Below are 15,561 nucleotides of genomic sequence, written 5' to 3' on the forward strand. Positions count from 1 at the left end.
ATTACAACCTAGCGCTTAAACGTCATCGCTTCCGGCTGCGTCAGATGCAGCGTCGTTTGGCTCGGCACAGTCTCGGCAATGATTCGCCCGTGACGAATGGAATAACGTGCAGGCGTCTGGCGACGAACCGCGTCAAATCCATTCTCTGCCGGTAAAATCACCAGGTTCGCGGAATTCCCTACGCTCAGACCGTAGTCCTGCAGGTGCAGGGTTTTCGCGCTGTGGGTGGTGATCAGATTCAGGCCATCGTTAATTTGTCCGTATCCCATCAGCTGGCACACATGTAACCCCATGTGCAGTACCTGCAGCATATTCGCGGTGCCTAGCGGATACCACGGATCGAAGACGTCATCATGGCCGAAGCAGACGTTGATCTCTGCCTCCAGCATCTCTTTGACGCGTGTGACGCCGCGGCGTTTAGGATACGTGTCAAAGCGCCCTTGCAGGTGAATATTCACCAGTGGATTCGCGACAAAGTTAATGCCGGACATTTTCAACAGGCGGAAAAGACGGGAAGCATACGCGCCGTTATAGGAGTGCATTGCCGTAGTATGGCTGGCGGTCACGCGCTCGCCCATATTGTCGCGATGGGCCAGCGCCGCGACGGTTTCAACAAAGCGTGATTGCTCATCGTCAATTTCGTCACAGTGCACGTCGATAAGTCTGTCGTATTTTTGCGCGAGGGCGAAAATTTTGTGCAACGACTCCACGCCATATTCACGCGTAAATTCAAAGTGGGGGATAGCGCCAATGACGTCGGCACCCAAACGCACGGCTTCCTCTAATAACGCTTCACCGTTGGGATAAGAAAGAATGCCCTCTTGCGGGAACGCGACAATCTGCAGCTCTACCCACGGAGCGACTTCTTGCTTCACCTCCAGCATGGCTTTCAGCGCCGTCAGCGTAGGGTCGGAAACGTCAACGTGAGTGCGGACATACTGGATGCCGTTGGCCATCTGCCACTTAAGAGTCTGCATGGCGCGCGCTTTGACGTCATCGTGAGTGAGCATTGCCTTACGTTCGGCCCAGCGCTCAATGCCTTCAAATAACGTACCAGACTGGTTCCAGCTCGGCTCCCCCGCGGTTTGCGTGGTATCCAGGTGGATATGTGGCTCTACGAACGGTGGGATTGCCAGGCCACCTTCGGCATCAAGCACTTCCCCCTGCGGCAACGTAGCGGCGTCCTGAGCCTCAATTCGGCTGAAGCGTCCGTTTTCAACCGTGAGCTGCCACAATCCTTCGCGTCCCTGTAAACGCGCCTGACGAATGGTGATGTTATTATTCTGCATGGCTGACCTCTGGTGATTTAGCAAGGCTGCGATTGAAAAGTGGGTTCAGCAGGATATAGCTGAATACGCCGCCGAGTACGGCGTTGACGGGCACGATACCGGGAATATAGTGACCGGCGGCAATGCCCAGTGCAACGGACAGGATAGCTATCCAGTTTACGGAAATAAATTGTGCTTTGCTGAAGTCGGCATATCGGCGATGGTTCAGCAGATAGTCGGCGATAATCACTCCACCAATTGGAGGAATCGCTGCCGACAAAAATGTCAGCCAACCGACAAAGTTATTGTAAAGCCACAGTGCGCACAGTGTGCCGATAATACCGTTAGCCACCGACAGCGAACGGCTGGAAAGGCCGGTAATATTGGCAAATCCCAAACCTGAAGCGTAGAGCGCATTGTCGTTGGTGGTCCAGATATTCAGGCCGAGCACCACAATTGCGGGCAGCAGCAGGCCCTGAGCAATCATTACGTCAGAGATGTCCGCCTGTCCAACAGCGGCGGCACCCGCAGCGCCGAAGATAAACATCAACGAGTTGCCAAGGAAAAATGCCACCATGGCAATCAGTACCGCACCTTTGGCGTTGCGGCCAAAGCGGACAAAGTCGGCGGTTAACGTGCCTGCGCTGATAAATGAGCCGACCACCAGCGCCAGTGCGGTGGAGAAATTCAGCGGTGTCTGCGGCACTATCGCTTTTAAATGGTCTAAACCGCCGACATCGCTCACCGCCAGCCAGACGGAGTAGCTGCCAAGAACGACGATGGCAGGTACGGCGATGATAGATAAAACGGTCAGCGCCGAGATGCCAAAAAAGATAGTCAGGGTCATCAACAGACCGGAAACCGCAATCAGAATATTGACGTCAATCCCCGTCGCTTTGCCAACCGGGATAGCAAACATGGCCACACCAACGCCAAACCAGCCTACCTGTGTACCGCCTAAGAGCAGTGAGGGAAGCCATGAACCTTTCAAACCAAATGAGTAACGTGCCAGAAGGTGGGTAGAGAGCCCTGTTTTTGCGCCGATAAAACCGAGAAATGCAGTGTAAATACCGAGGAGAAGATTACCGAAGAGAACTGCAAGGAAGAAATCATTATAGGAAAGACCGGTACCGAGTGTGCCACCGGTCCACATACTGGCGGAAAAAAATGTGAGTCCCAGCATGACAAACGTTAGTGGAATCACGCCCTTCCGCGCCGCCAGAGGGACGGGGCCCTGGCTATAATTGTTGTCCTGCGACACAACGCCTCCATGAATTTTGCCCAAAAAATCCGCCGCATAATATACAGTTCTCAGAATAAAGCAAACGTTTCCGTATCTTTTTTTAGTTCTCTTTCACGGTGTTGATAGAGGGGAGAGGCAGGGGGGTTGCGAGGAATCTGGCATCTCATCAGCGTTTGAAGATGAGATGCCAGAAGACGCTTACTTACACTTCCAGGTAGTTCAGGATACCGTCTGCCGCTTTACGACCTTCGGCAATCGCGGTGACTACAAGATCCGAACCACGCACGATATCGCCACCTGCGAAGATTTTTGGGTTGCTGGTCTGGAAGGCGTTATCGCTGCGTTCCGGAGCAATAATACGGCCCTGAGAATCCAGCTCGACGCTGTGCTCTTTCAGCCACTCCATACTGTGCGGGCGGAATCCAAACGCCAGTACCACCGCATCAGCTGGAACAACGTGCTCGGAACCAGCGACGATCTCCGCGCGGCGACGACCCTTCGCATCCGGTTCGCCCATTTCGGTGCGCGCCATTTTCACGCCGCACACTTTACCGTTGGCATTCACTTCCACGCCTAAAGGCTGGACGTTGAACTGGAACTCGACGCCTTCTTCACGCGCATTTTTCACCTCGCGTTTGGAACCCGGCATGTTCTCTTCGTCGCGGCGATAGGCGCAGATCACGTGTGCCGCGTTCTGGCGAACCGAGGTCCGCACGCAGTCCATCGCGGTATCGCCACCGCCGAGAACAACGACGCGTTTGCCTTCCATGCTGATGTACGGCTCGTCACTGCTTTCGCCAAATCCCATCAACTGTTTGGTATTGGCGATCAGGAACGGCAGGGCATCAAATACGCCGGAAGCGTCTTCGTTTTCCAGCCCACCGCGCATCGACTGATAGGTACCTACGCCAAGGAACACGGCATCGTAATCCTTCAGCAGATCGTTAAGCTGCACGTCGCGGCCCACTTCCACGTTTAGTTTGAACTCAATGCCCATACCGGTGAAGATTTCACGGCGACGGGTCATGACCTCTTTCTCCAGCTTGAATGCCGGGATCCCGAAGGTCAGCAGACCGCCGATTTCCGGGTGGCGGTCAAATACCACCGCCTTCACGCCGTTGCGGGTCAGCACATCAGCACAGGCCAGGCCCGCCGGACCTGCACCGATGATCGCCACGCGCTTGTCCGTCTGGCGAACGCCAGTCATATCCGGACGCCAGCCCATCTCGAACGCTTTATCGTTGATATAGCGCTCGATGTTGCCGATAGTTACCGCACCGAACTCATCGTTTAGCGTGCAGGATCCTTCACAAAGACGATCCTGCGGGCACACTCGGCCACAGACTTCCGGCAGAGTGTTAGTCTGGTGCGACAGTTCTGCCGCTTCAAAAATACGTCCCTCATTCGCCAGCTTAAGCCAGTTCGGGATGTAGTTATGTACCGGGCACTTCCACTCGCAGTACGGGTTGCCGCAGGAAAGACAGCGATCTGCCTGTGCTTTGGCCTGGCCTTCGGAAAACGGCTCGTAGATCTCGATAAATTCGATCTTACGGATCTTCAGCGGTTTCTTCGGTGGATCAACGCGCTGCAGGTCGATAAATTGGTATACGTTCTGACTCATTGCTGCTACCCCTTACTGCGCCTGCACACGCAGCTCTGCTGCGCTACGACTACGGTGACCCAACAGTGCTTTTACATCACTGGATTTCGGTTTTACCAGCGCGAATTTCGCCGAGAATGCTGGCCAGTTCGCCAGGATCTCTTCGCCGTGTGAAGAACCGGTATGTTGTACGTGCTCGGTAATCAGACCGCGCAGGTGTTCCTCATGAATAGCCAGCGAGTCCACGCTCAGTACTTCTACCAGTTCCGGGTTCACGCGTTTGCGGAATTCACCGTCTTCGTCGAGCACGTAGGCGAATCCGCCGGTCATGCCCGCACCGAAGTTGACGCCGGTTTTGCCGAGAATACACACGATGCCGCCGGTCATATATTCACAGCCGTTGTCGCCAATACCTTCAACCACGGTAATAGCGCCGGAGTTACGCACCGCAAAACGCTCACCCGCACGACCCGCAGCAAACAGGCGGCCACCGGTAGCACCATACAGGCAGGTGTTACCAATGATGCTCGCCTCATGGCTACGGAAAGCAGAGCCAACCGGAGGACGCACTGCCAGCAGGCCGCCCGCCATGCCTTTACCGACATAGTCGTTGGCATCGCCGGTCAGATACAGCTCCACGCCGCCCGCGTTCCACACGCCGAAGCTCTGGCCTGCGGTACCGCTGAAGTGCGCTTTAATCGGGTCAGATGCCAGCCCCTGATCGCCATGCGTCTGAGCGATATAGCCCGACAGCGATGCGCCGACGGAACGGTCGGTGTTGCGGATATCGAACCAGAAGGTTTTGCTCTGGCGCTCGTCGACAAACGGTTTCGCCTGCTGTAACAGCTGGGCGTTGAGCACGCCGTTATCAAACGGCGGATTGTTTTCAGTGCAATGCAGCGCTTTACCTGGATGCGGTTCAGCGGTTTCCAGCAGACGAGACAGCTCCAGCTTCTGCTGCTTGGCGGTAAACCCTTCCAGCTCTTTGAGCAGGTCGGTACGACCAATCAGATCCACCAGACGTTTCACGCCCAGTTGCGCCATCAGCTCGCGGGTTTCGCGGGCGATAAATTCAAAGTAGTTAGTCACTTTGAACGGCAGGCCGTGATAGTGGTTCTTACGCAGTTTGTCATCCTGAGTTGCCACACCGGTTGCGCAGTTGTTCAGATGGCAAATACGCAGGTATTTACAGCCCAGCGCGACCATGGGGCCGGTGCCGAAACCGAAGCTTTCTGCACCCAAAATTGCCGCTTTAATGATATCGACGCCGGTTTTCAGACCGCCATCGACCTGCAGACGGATCTTGTGACGCAGACCGTTAGCCACCAGTGCCTGCTGGGTTTCCACCAGACCGAGTTCCCACGGGCAGCCCGCATACTTCACGGAGGAGAGCGGACTTGCACCGGTACCGCCATCGTAGCCGGCAATGGTAATCAGATCCGCATAGGCTTTCGCCACGCCGGTCGCAATAGTGCCGACGCCCGGTTCGGAAACCAGCTTCACCGAGATCATCGCTTTCGGGTTGACCTGTTTCAGGTCGAAAATCAGCTGCGCTAAGTCCTCGATAGAGTAGATATCGTGGTGCGGCGGTGGGGAGATCAGCGTCACGCCCGGCACCGAATAACGCAGTTTGGCGATGTACGGGGTGACTTTATCACCCGGTAACTGACCGCCTTCGCCCGGCTTCGCGCCTTGAGCGACTTTAATCTGAATGACATCAGCATTGACCAGGTACGCCGGGGTTACGCCAAAGCGACCGGAAGCCACCTGCTTAATGCGCGACACCTTGTTAGTGCCGTAGCGCGCCGGATCTTCGCCGCCTTCACCGGAGTTCGAGTTACCGCCGATGCTGTTCATGGCTTCGGCCAGCGCCTCGTGTGCTTCCGGGCTTAATGCCCCGATAGACATCGCTGCGGTATCAAAGCGTTTAAACAGTTCGGTTGCGGGTTCTACTTCGCTAATGCTTACGGCTTCATCGCCAGGTGTAATCGCCAGCAGATCGCGCAGCGTGGCCGCCGGACGCTCATTGACCAGCTTTGCATATTCCTGATAGTCGCTGTACTCGCCGCTTTGTACTGCCTGTTGCAGCGTGCGCACCACGTCCGGGTTGTAGGCGTGGTATTCGCCGCCGTGGACGTACTTCAGCAAACCGCCCTGGCTGATAGGCTTACGCGCCAGCCAGGCATGTTTGGAGAGGTTCAGCAGATCCTGCTGGAAGTCGGTAAAACCCGCGCCGCTGATGCGACTGACCACGCCCTGGAAGCATAAAGCCACAACATCATCGTGCAGACCAACGGCTTCAAACAACTTCGAGCAGCGGTAAGAGGCGATAGTCGAGATGCCCATTTTGGACATGATTTTGTACAGACCCTTGTTGATGCCGTTACGGTAGTTCAGCATCACAGTCCGGTAATCTTTGGCAATTGCTTGAGTGTCGATCAGACGTCCCAGCGTTTCATACGCCAGATACGGATAAATGGCCGTCGCGCCAAAACCGAGCAGAACGGCAAAATGGTGCGGGTCACGGGCGCTGGCGGTTTCAACGATGATGTTGGCATCGCAACGCAGGCTTTGTTCTACCAGACGTGTTTGTACTGCGCCAACGGCCATCGGTGCCGGAACCGGCAAGCGGTTTTTTGCGATATTACGGTCAGAGAGCACCAGCAGCACCGTGCCGTTACGCACCATCTGTTCAGCCTTATCGCACAATGCTTTGACGGTCTCTTCGAGCGTGGTTTCCGTCACGTCGAAGGTGATATCCAGTCGGTCAGCGCGATAATGCTCCTCTTTCATGGTGGTGAGCTGGGTGAAATCGGAGTACAGCAGGATCGGCGACTTAAAGCTCAGACGGTGCGCCTGACCTTCGGCTTCGCAGAAGACGTTCATCTCACGACCGATGCTGGTGGCCAGCGACATGACGTGCGCTTCACGCAGCGGGTCGATCGGCGGGTTGGTGACCTGGGCAAACTGCTGGCGGAAGTAGTCATAAATGATGCGCGGCTGGCTGGAGAGCACGGCAAACGGGGTATCATCACCCATTGAACCGACCGCTTCCTGACCATTTTCACCGAGCACGCGGATAACGGAATCCAGCTCTTCAGCGCTGTAGTTAAACTGTTTCTGGTAGCTGGCGAGGGTGTCATCGTCCAGTTCACGGCTGCCGACCTGATCGTCAGCCAGGTCTTCGAAAGGCACCAGACGGCGGACGTTCTTCTCCATCCACTCTTTGTAGGGGTGGCGGCTTTTCAGATCGTCATCGGTTTCAGCCGAATGCAGAATGCGCCCGCTGCGGGTATCGATAACCATCAACTCCCCAGGGCCGACGCGACCTTTCTCAACCACTTCATCCGGCTGATAATCCCAGATCCCGACTTCAGAAGCGCAGGTAATCAGCTTGTCTTTGGTGATGACGTAGCGCGCCGGACGCAGGCCGTTGCGGTCAAGGTTACAGGCGGCAAAGCGACCGTCGGACATAACGATACCCGCCGGACCATCCCACGGCTCCATGTGCATGGAGTTAAAGTCGAAGAACGCGCGCAGCTCCGGGTCCATATCCGGGTTGTTCTGCCAGGCCGGCGGCACCAGTAAACGCATGGCGCGGATGATATCCATCCCGCCAGCCAGCAGCAGTTCCAGCATGTTATCCATTGAGCTGGAGTCGGAGCCGGTTTCGTTAACGAACGGTGCGGCGTCGTGCAGATCAGGGATCAGCGGCGTCTGGAATTTATAGGTACGGGCGCGCGCCCACTGGCGGTTGCCGGTGATGGTGTTGATTTCACCATTGTGCGCCAGGTAGCGAAACGGTTGCGCCAGCGGCCAGCGTGGTACGGTGTTGGTGGAGAAGCGCTGGTGGAACAGGCAGATGGCCGATTCCAGACGCAGGTCCGCCAGGTCCAGGTAAAAGCGCGGCAGATCCGCCGGCATACACAGACCTTTATAGATATTGACCAGGTTCGACAAGCTACAGACGTAGAAGTCTTTATCTTCCTGGAGGCGTTTTTCGATACGACGGCGCGCGATGAACAGGCGACGCTCCATATCACGCGGACGCCAGCCCGCAGGGGCATTAACAAAAATTTGCTCGATACGAGGCAGGGAGGAGAGCGCAATTTCACCGAGAACACCTTCGTTAGTCGGCACGTCGCGCCAGCCGACAATCGACAGGGTCTCCTGCTGTAATTCTTCTTCTACAATGCGACGAGAAGCCGCTGCCAGCTCAGCGTCTTTATTTAAAAAGATCATGCCGACGGCGTAGTTTTTGGCTAAACGCCAGCCGCGCTCTTGCGCTACGATGCGGAAAAAGCGGTCAGGTTTTTGTAACAGCAGGCCGCAACCATCGCCGGTTTTTCCATCGGCAAGAATTGCGCCACGGTGCTGCATGCGGGCCAGTGCGTGTATGGCGGTACGCACTACCTTGTGGCTAGGTTCGCCTTCTATGTGGGCGATCAGGCCGAAACCACAGTTATCCCTCTCAAGGGATTTATCGTACAACATATCAGTGAACCTCCCCAGGCTCTGCGGGATTCCCATCTGGACCGTTGCGCACGGGCACACCAAGAGCATGGCGACGGGGTTTGCGTGTCATACGCTTACCTCGCATTCGCCCTCTTTATCCTTTTCGCACAGGTCAAACAAGTTTGAGGACTTGCTTCAGAGGGAATCTCAATTACTGCATAAATATGATGAGCAGACTGCTCATCCAGAAAGCTTCCAGCGGATTTCCAAGTTATCGGGAATCCACACACAGGTCAAATGGCAATCTTATTTATGCAAAAATGTGCTATTGGGCAATTAACTTTATGAAAATATTGAAATAAAAGGGTTTTATACATTGATATAACCTGAGGAGGATGCCCTGGGAAGTGTGATCTGTCTCACTGTAAGAGAGGCCGGATATCTCTCGTCCTCCCTTTGTTTATCGATATACTTGGCATTTTATGCTGGTTTTTAGAGTTTTGGCGTCTTAAAGATACTGTTTTTACGCTGAGAGTATAAGAAGATAAAAAAAACAGCTGGATATAAGGAAAAGTAATTATATTTTGAGTGAATGGAATTTCGATTATTTTGATTTGTTATGCAATAAATAAAGGCTTGCCAGGGCGATTGATCCAGGTCATCGCCGACTGGGGCAAAAAATGGCAGGCTTTGGCCTCTTTTCAAGGCGCGGTCTACCAGATTATGCAGTTACAGAAATTAGTCAATATGTTTGGTGGGGATCTTTCTCGCCGTTATGGGCAAAAGGTTCATAAACTCACGCTGCACGGCGGATTTAGCTGTCCAAACCGTGATGGCACCATCGGACGCGGCGGATGTACTTTCTGTAATATCGCCTCGTTTGCCGATGAAGCACAGCAGCACCATTCAATTGCCGAGCAGCTTGAGCATCAGGCGCAGTTGGTCAATCGCGCCAGACGCTATCTGGCCTATTTCCAGGCTTATACCAGCACCTTCGCGGAAGTACAGGTGCTGCGTTCGATGTATCAACAGGCGGTCAGCCAGGCCAACATCGTTGGGTTATGCGTTGGGACGCGCCCCGACTGCGTGCCGGATGCGGTACTCGATCTGCTTTGTGAGTATAAAGACCTCGGCTATGAGGTATGGCTGGAGCTCGGTCTGCAAACCGCGCATGACAAAACTCTGCACCGGATTAACCGCGGCCATGATTTTGCCTGCTATCAGAACACCACGCGGCTGGCGCGCGAGCGCGGGCTGAAAGTGTGCTCACACCTGATTGTTGGCCTGCCGGGAGAAGGACAGGCAGACTGTCTGCAAACCATGGAACGTGTGGTGGAGACGGGCGTTGACGGTATTAAGCTGCATCCGCTGCATATTGTGAAAGGCAGTACGATGGCAAAGGCCTGGGAAGCCGGACGTCTGAACGGAATTGAACTGGACGACTACACGGTTACCGCCGGGGAGATGATCCGCCATACGCCGCCAGAGGTGATTTATCATCGAATCTCTGCCAGCGCGCGTCGCCCAATGCTGTTGGCTCCGCTATGGTGTGAAAACCGCTGGACTGGGATGGTCGAACTGGATCGCTATCTCAATGCTCATGGTGTTCAAGGCTCTGCGCTTGGCACTCCGTGGATTCAGCCTGGGAGCTAACCATCCGGCAATCTGCGCCTGCTTGCCTGATGACGCTACGCTTATCAGGCCCACGTTGAATCTCTCCTCGGTCATTTCACCGATAACCTCCGCATTTCTTGCACAATCTTCAACGTCACGCTGAGAATTGAGTATTATTGTGCCAAGTTGTCGTGAAGGAACCCTCTATGAAGCAAATCCGTATGCTGGCGCAATATTACGTCGACCTGATGATGAAATTGGGTCTGGTGCGCTTTTCGCTGTTATTGGCGCTGGCGCTGGTCGTGTTGGCGATTGTGGTGCAGATGGCTGTCACCATGGTGCTGCATGGCCAGGTAGAAAGCATTGATGTTATCCGCTCTATCTTTTTTGGTCTGTTAATTACCCCCTGGGCCGTCTATTTTCTGTCAGTGGTGGTGGAGCAACTGGAAGAGTCCCGGCAACGCTTGTCACGACTGGTACAAAAGCTGGAAGAGATGCGCGAGCGCGATCTCAAGCTCAATGTGCAGTTAAAAGATAATATTGCCCAGCTTAATCAGGAAATTGTTGAGCGCGAAAAAGCCGAAGCGGAGCGCCAGGATACGTTCGAGCAGTTGAAGGTTGAAATCAAAGAGCGCGAAGAAGCGCAGATTCAGCTTGAGCAGCAGTCTTCTTTTTTACGCTCTTTCCTTGATGCCTCGCCGGATCTGGTTTTTTATCGTAATGAAGATAAAGAATTTTCCGGCTGTAACCGTGCCATGGAACTGCTGACCGGCAAGAGCGAAAAGCAGTTGGTGAATTTAAAACCGGCTGATGTTTACTCCCCTGAGGCGGCAGAAAAGGTCATTGAAACCGACGAAAAGGTGTTCCGTCATAACGTCTCGCTCACCTACGAACAGTGGCTGGACTATCCGGACGGGCGCAAAGCCTGCTTTGAAATTCGCAAAGTGCCTTACTATGACCGCGTAGGTAAGCGGCATGGTCTGATGGGCTTTGGGCGCGATATTACCGAGCGTAAGCGTTATCAGGATGCGTTAGAGCGCGCCAGCCGCGATAAGACCACCTTCATTTCTACCATCAGCCACGAACTGCGCACTCCGCTTAACGGCATTGTCGGCTTAAGCCGGATCCTGCTGGATACGGATCCCGCTGAGCAGGAAAAATACCTGAAAACAATCCACGTCTCTGCCGTGACGCTGGGGAATATTTTCAACGATATTATCGACATGGATAAGATGGAGCGACGTAAAGTTCAGCTCGATAACCAGCCGATCGATTTCACCAGCTTTATGGCGGATCTGGAAAACCTCTCTGGCCTGCAGGCGCAGCAAAAAGGGCTGCGTTTTGTGCTTGAGCCGACGTTACCACTGCCGCATAAGGTCATTACCGACGGCACGCGTTTGCGCCAGATTCTGTGGAATCTGATCAGCAACGCCGTGAAGTTTACCCAGCAGGGGCAGGTAACCGTGCGGGCGCGCTATGACCAGGGGAATATACTGCATTTCGAGGTTGAAGATTCCGGGATCGGTATTCCGCAGGATGAGCAAGATAAAATCTTCGCCATGTATTATCAGGTGAAGGACAGCAATGGCGGCAAACCGGCAACGGGAACCGGGATTGGACTGGCCGTATCGAAGCGTCTGGCGAAAAACATGGGCGGTGATATTACGGTCTCCAGCCAGGCTGGCAAAGGCTCCATCTTTACGCTGACCGTGCATGCGCCTGCGGTAGCGGAAGAGATTGAAGACGCCTTTGAAGACGACGACATGCCGCTGCCAGCCCTGAATGTGCTGCTGGTGGAAGATATCGAACTGAACGTTATTGTCGCGCGTTCAGTGCTGGAAAAACTGGGCAACAGCGTGGATGTCGCCATGACCGGGAAAGCCGCGCTGGAAATGTTCACGCCGGGCGAATATGACTTGGTGCTGCTGGATATTCAGCTACCGGATATGACCGGTCTGGATATCTCGCGCGAGCTGACGCAAAAATACGCCCGTGAGGACCTGCCGCCGCTGGTTGCGCTTACCGCCAACGTTCTGAAAGATAAAAAAGAGTATCTGGACGCGGGAATGGACGATGTGCTGAGTAAGCCGCTGTCGGTTCCGGCGTTAACCGCCATGATCAAAAAATACTGGGATACCCGAAACAAAGAGGAGAGCACTGTGACATCTGAAGAGAGCAGTAAATCGCAAGCGCTGTTAGATATTCCTATGTTGGAACAATACCTCGAGCTGGTGGGACCGAAGTTAATAACCGACGGGCTGGCGGTGTTTGAGAAGATGATGCCGGGATATTTGAGCGTGCTGGAGTCCAATCTGACCGCACGGGATAAAAAAGGCGTTGTTGAGGAAGGCCATAAAATTAAAGGCGCGGCAGGTTCCGTGGGGCTGCGCCATCTGCAACAGTTAGGTCAGCAAATCCAGTCGCCAGATCTTCCTGCCTGGGAAGATAATGTTGCTGAATGGATTGAAGAGATGAAGCAGGAGTGGCAGCACGACGTGGCGGTATTGAAGGCCTGGGTGGCGAGCGTGGAAAAAAAATGACCCCGGCTTGACCGGGGTGCGCGAATACTGCGCCAACACCAGGGAAATCGTGGCTGCGCCGTAAATTATTATCATTGTTTACAAGGGCGCAGCCCTAATTTTCAGGCCGCACGCAGTTAAGATAGCAAATCTTAAATAATTTGTTACATGAATCAGTTAAATGTGTGAAGCGTAGCATTTAAATCATAATAACTAATATGTTTCAGCCAATTGAGAAAGGAGTATCACGATGAAAAAAGTGGGTGTAGTGCTCAGCGGATGCGGCGTGTATGACGGCGCAGAGATCCATGAAACTGTTCTCACGCTTCTGGCGATTGCCCGCAACGGTGCTCAGGCCGTCTGTTTCGCACCGGATAAACAACAAGCGGATGTGATTAATCATCTGACCGGCGAGCCGATGCAGGAAACGCGTAATGTGCTGATTGAAGCCGCCCGTATAACACGCGGTGATATTCGCCCACTTGCTCAGGCAGTCTCAACGGAACTGGATGCGTTGATCGTGCCAGGCGGGTTTGGCGCGGCCAAAAATTTGAGCAATTTTGCCAGCCAGGGCAGTGAGTGCCGGGTTGATAGCGACTTAGCTGCGCTGGCGGTGGCTATGCATCAGGCGGGTAAGCCGCTGGGATTTATGTGCATTGCGCCTGCCATGTTACCTAAAATTTTTGACTTTCCGCTGCGTCTGACCATCGGTACTGATATTGATACGGCAGAGGTGCTGGAAGAGATGGGCGCTGAGCATGTGCCTTGTCCGGTTGATGACATTGTCGTTGATGAAGACAACAAAATCGTCACCACTCCCGCCTATATGCTGGCGCAGGACATCGCTCAGGCCGCGAGTGGTATCGATAAACTGGTATCACGTGTGCTGGTGCTGGCTGAATGAGAAAAGGAGTTACCGCCTTTCTGCGACGTATCTTTCTGCGGGCGGTCGTTGTCCTCGCCGTATTCTGGGGCGGGGGCATCGCACTTTTCAGCGTGATGCCAGTCCCTTTCTCTGCCGTGATGGTCGAGCGGCAACTGAGCGCATGGCTGTCCGGTGATTTCGGTTATGTGGCGCACTCAGACTGGGTGAGCATGGATGAGATCTCACCGTGGATGGGACTGGCGGTGATCGCCGCGGAGGACCAGAAGTTTCCCGAGCACTGGGGATTCGATGTCTCCGCCATAGAGAAAGCGCTGGCGCACAACGAACGTAATGAAAACCGTATTCGCGGGGCGTCGACGTTATCGCAACAGACGGCAAAAAACCTCTTTCTGTGGGATGGACGTAGCTGGGTGCGTAAAGGTCTCGAAGCCGGGCTAACGCTGGGTATGGAAACCGTCTGGAGCAAGAAGCGTATTCTGACCGTTTACCTGAATATTGCTGAGTTTGGTGATGGGGTTTTCGGCGTGGAGGCAGCGGCGCAGCGCTATTTCCATAAGCCAGCCAGTCGGCTGAGTCTGTCTGAAGCGGCCTTGCTGGCGGCGGTATTACCCAATCCTTTGCGTTTTAAAGCGAATGCGCCTTCTGGTTATGTACGTAGCCGTCAGGCGTGGATTATGCGCCAAATGCGCCAGCTAGGCGGTGAGTCGTTTATGCGGGAAAATAAGCTGTATTAACGGGTTTATTGCCGGATACGGATCCGGCCTAGGGGAGTGTGACGTTGCAGTGTAGGCCTGATGAGCGCAGCGCTTCAGGTACTCGACTAATCTTCATCAAACCCTGAATTAAACAGGGCAATCACCGCTGCCAGGGCTTCCACTTCCTGTGGACCCGTGGCTTCAACTTCTATCTGACGCCCTTTGGCGGAATCCAGCATCAGCAGAGCGATAACACTGTTTGCCTCGGCTTCCGTTCCTTCATCATTACGCAGCAAAACTTCTGCTTCAAAACCCTGCATCAATTCAAACAGTTTCATGGCTGGGCGAGCATGCATACCCAGCTTATTCGTGATTTCAACGGTTTGCTTCACGGTCATGATTTACGTTTTTCCAGCGTACGATGGCGTGACTGTACGTTTTTACCGCGTGAGCGGAAGTAGTCTGCCAGCTGCTCTGCAATATACACCGAACGGTGTTTCCCGCCGGTACAGCCGATAGCTACGGTGAGGTAGCTGCGGTTGTTGGTCTCCAGCATGGGTAACCATAGCTCAAGATAGCTGCGAGTCTGGTAGATAAAATTGTGTACTTCTGTGTGCCTGTCAAGGAAGGCGGCAACGGGGCGGTCAAGACCGGTCATCGGGCGCAGCTTCGGATCCCAGTGCGGGTTAGGCAGGAAGCGCACGTCAAAGACGTAATCCGCGTCAATTGGGATACCGTGTTTGAAACCAAAGGATTCGAATACCATCGTCAATTCGCGTTCACGCTTGCCCAGCAGGCGGGTACGCAACATTTCCGCCAGTTCGTGCACGGACATTTCGGAGGTATCCACGATCAGGTCAGCACGAGAGCGCAGAGGCTCCAGCAAATCGCTTTCCTTATCGATAGCGCTCTCCAGAGATAAGTTCTTGCTGGAAAGAGGATGCAGGCGACGCGTGTCGCTGTAGCGGCGAATCAGGGTGTTACGATCGGCGTCAAGGAACAGCAACTGTGGTGAGAAGCCTTCAGGCAGATTGTTCATTGCCTGCTCGAAAATCTCTGGGGACTCAGGCATGTTGCGCACATCAATGCTGACGGCCGCAGAAATCTGGCGATCGGCCAGAGTACGAGCCAGATCGGGCAACAGCACTACGGGAAGGTTATCCACGCAGTAAAAACCCATATCTTCCAGCGCTCGCAGGGCGACAGATTTTCCTGACCCTGAACGACCGCTGACGATCATCAGTACCATGTACTGTTTCTCCTCACAACGACAAAAAAGGA

General features: G+C 54.2%; 10 protein-coding genes. 4 read left to right on the plus strand and 6 right to left on the minus strand.

Going from position 1 to position 15,561, the window contains the following annotated elements:
• Positions 1-8: 8 nt before the first annotated feature.
• From HV350_RS02710 to gltB, 4 genes are all read right to left on the minus strand, one after another.
• The gene (locus HV350_RS02710; protein WP_181629739.1) at positions 9-1,289 is read right to left on the minus strand and encodes a cytosine deaminase; all 1,281 of its coding nucleotides are present in this window, start codon (positions 1,287-1,289) and stop codon (positions 9-11) included.
• Positions 1,279-2,529 (minus strand): cytosine permease, encoded by a 1,251-nt coding sequence (gene codB / locus HV350_RS02715; protein ID WP_047358527.1) that lies wholly within the window; start codon positions 2,527-2,529, stop codon positions 1,279-1,281. Before codB ends, HV350_RS02710 begins: the two co-directional genes overlap by 11 nt.
• A gap of 184 nt (positions 2,530-2,713) precedes the next feature.
• Positions 2,714-4,132, minus strand: coding sequence for a glutamate synthase small subunit (locus HV350_RS02720; RefSeq protein ID WP_016154696.1), 1,419 nt, complete (start codon positions 4,130-4,132; stop codon positions 2,714-2,716).
• Positions 4,133-4,144: 12 nt separating this feature from the next.
• Complete coding sequence (gltB, locus tag HV350_RS02725) at positions 4,145-8,605, minus strand: glutamate synthase large subunit (RefSeq protein ID WP_049040924.1); 4,461 nt, start codon at positions 8,603-8,605, stop codon at positions 4,145-4,147.
• A gap of 684 nt (positions 8,606-9,289) precedes the next feature.
• On the opposite strand from gltB, the gene HV350_RS02730 reads away from it, so the two are divergent.
• The 4 genes from HV350_RS02730 (at position 9,290) to mtgA (ending at position 14,319) form a co-directional block, all read left to right on the plus strand.
• Positions 9,290-10,219, plus strand: coding sequence for a TIGR01212 family radical SAM protein (locus HV350_RS02730; RefSeq protein WP_181630625.1), 930 nt, complete (start codon positions 9,290-9,292; stop codon positions 10,217-10,219).
• Between the two features lie 167 nt (positions 10,220-10,386).
• A complete protein-coding gene (gene arcB / locus HV350_RS02735) occupies positions 10,387-12,720 on the plus strand; it encodes an aerobic respiration two-component sensor histidine kinase ArcB (RefSeq protein ID WP_181629740.1) in 2,334 nt (777 codons plus the stop codon).
• A 229-nt stretch (positions 12,721-12,949) separates the two neighbouring features.
• The gene (gene elbB, locus HV350_RS02740; RefSeq protein ID WP_016154692.1) at positions 12,950-13,603 is read left to right on the plus strand and encodes an isoprenoid biosynthesis glyoxalase ElbB; all 654 of its coding nucleotides are present in this window, start codon (positions 12,950-12,952) and stop codon (positions 13,601-13,603) included.
• Positions 13,600-14,319, plus strand: coding sequence for a monofunctional biosynthetic peptidoglycan transglycosylase (gene mtgA, locus HV350_RS02745; RefSeq protein WP_016157575.1), 720 nt, complete (start codon positions 13,600-13,602; stop codon positions 14,317-14,319). The genes elbB and mtgA overlap by 4 nt, the downstream gene beginning before the upstream one ends.
• Positions 14,320-14,405: 86 nt before the next feature.
• On the opposite strand, the gene npr is transcribed toward mtgA, so the two are convergent.
• Positions 14,406-14,678, minus strand: coding sequence for a PTS phosphocarrier protein NPr (gene npr / locus HV350_RS02750; RefSeq protein ID WP_003828770.1), 273 nt, complete (start codon positions 14,676-14,678; stop codon positions 14,406-14,408).
• Complete coding sequence (gene rapZ / locus HV350_RS02755) at positions 14,675-15,529, minus strand: RNase adapter RapZ (protein ID WP_003025085.1); 855 nt, start codon at positions 15,527-15,529, stop codon at positions 14,675-14,677. The genes npr and rapZ overlap by 4 nt, the downstream gene beginning before the upstream one ends.
• Positions 15,530-15,561 lie beyond the last annotated feature (32 nt).

The organism is Citrobacter sp. RHBSTW-01013 (assembly GCF_013781985.1).
Taxonomy (GTDB): domain Bacteria; phylum Pseudomonadota; class Gammaproteobacteria; order Enterobacterales; family Enterobacteriaceae; genus Citrobacter; species Citrobacter braakii.

What these genes read in the sequence shown, in the direction of transcription:
- HV350_RS02710 (WP_181629739.1), bottom strand. Translation starts at nt 1,289, where the DNA reads ATGCAGAATAATAACATCACCATTCGTCAGGCGCGTTTACAGGGACGC.
- HV350_RS02720 (WP_016154696.1), bottom strand. Translation starts at nt 4,132, where the DNA reads ATGAGTCAGAACGTATACCAATTTATCGACCTGCAGCGCGTTGATCCA.
- gltB (WP_049040924.1), bottom strand. Translation starts at nt 8,605, where the DNA reads ATGTTGTACGATAAATCCCTTGAGAGGGATAACTGTGGTTTCGGCCTG.
- HV350_RS02730 (WP_181630625.1), top strand. Translation starts at nt 9,290, where the DNA reads ATGCAGTTACAGAAATTAGTCAATATGTTTGGTGGGGATCTTTCTCGC.
- arcB (WP_181629740.1), top strand. Translation starts at nt 10,387, where the DNA reads ATGAAGCAAATCCGTATGCTGGCGCAATATTACGTCGACCTGATGATG.
- elbB (WP_016154692.1), top strand. Translation starts at nt 12,950, where the DNA reads ATGAAAAAAGTGGGTGTAGTGCTCAGCGGATGCGGCGTGTATGACGGC.
- mtgA (WP_016157575.1), top strand. Translation starts at nt 13,600, where the DNA reads ATGAGAAAAGGAGTTACCGCCTTTCTGCGACGTATCTTTCTGCGGGCG.
- npr (WP_003828770.1), bottom strand. Translation starts at nt 14,678, where the DNA reads ATGACCGTGAAGCAAACCGTTGAAATCACGAATAAGCTGGGTATGCAT.
- rapZ (WP_003025085.1), bottom strand. Translation starts at nt 15,529, where the DNA reads ATGGTACTGATGATCGTCAGCGGTCGTTCAGGGTCAGGAAAATCTGTC.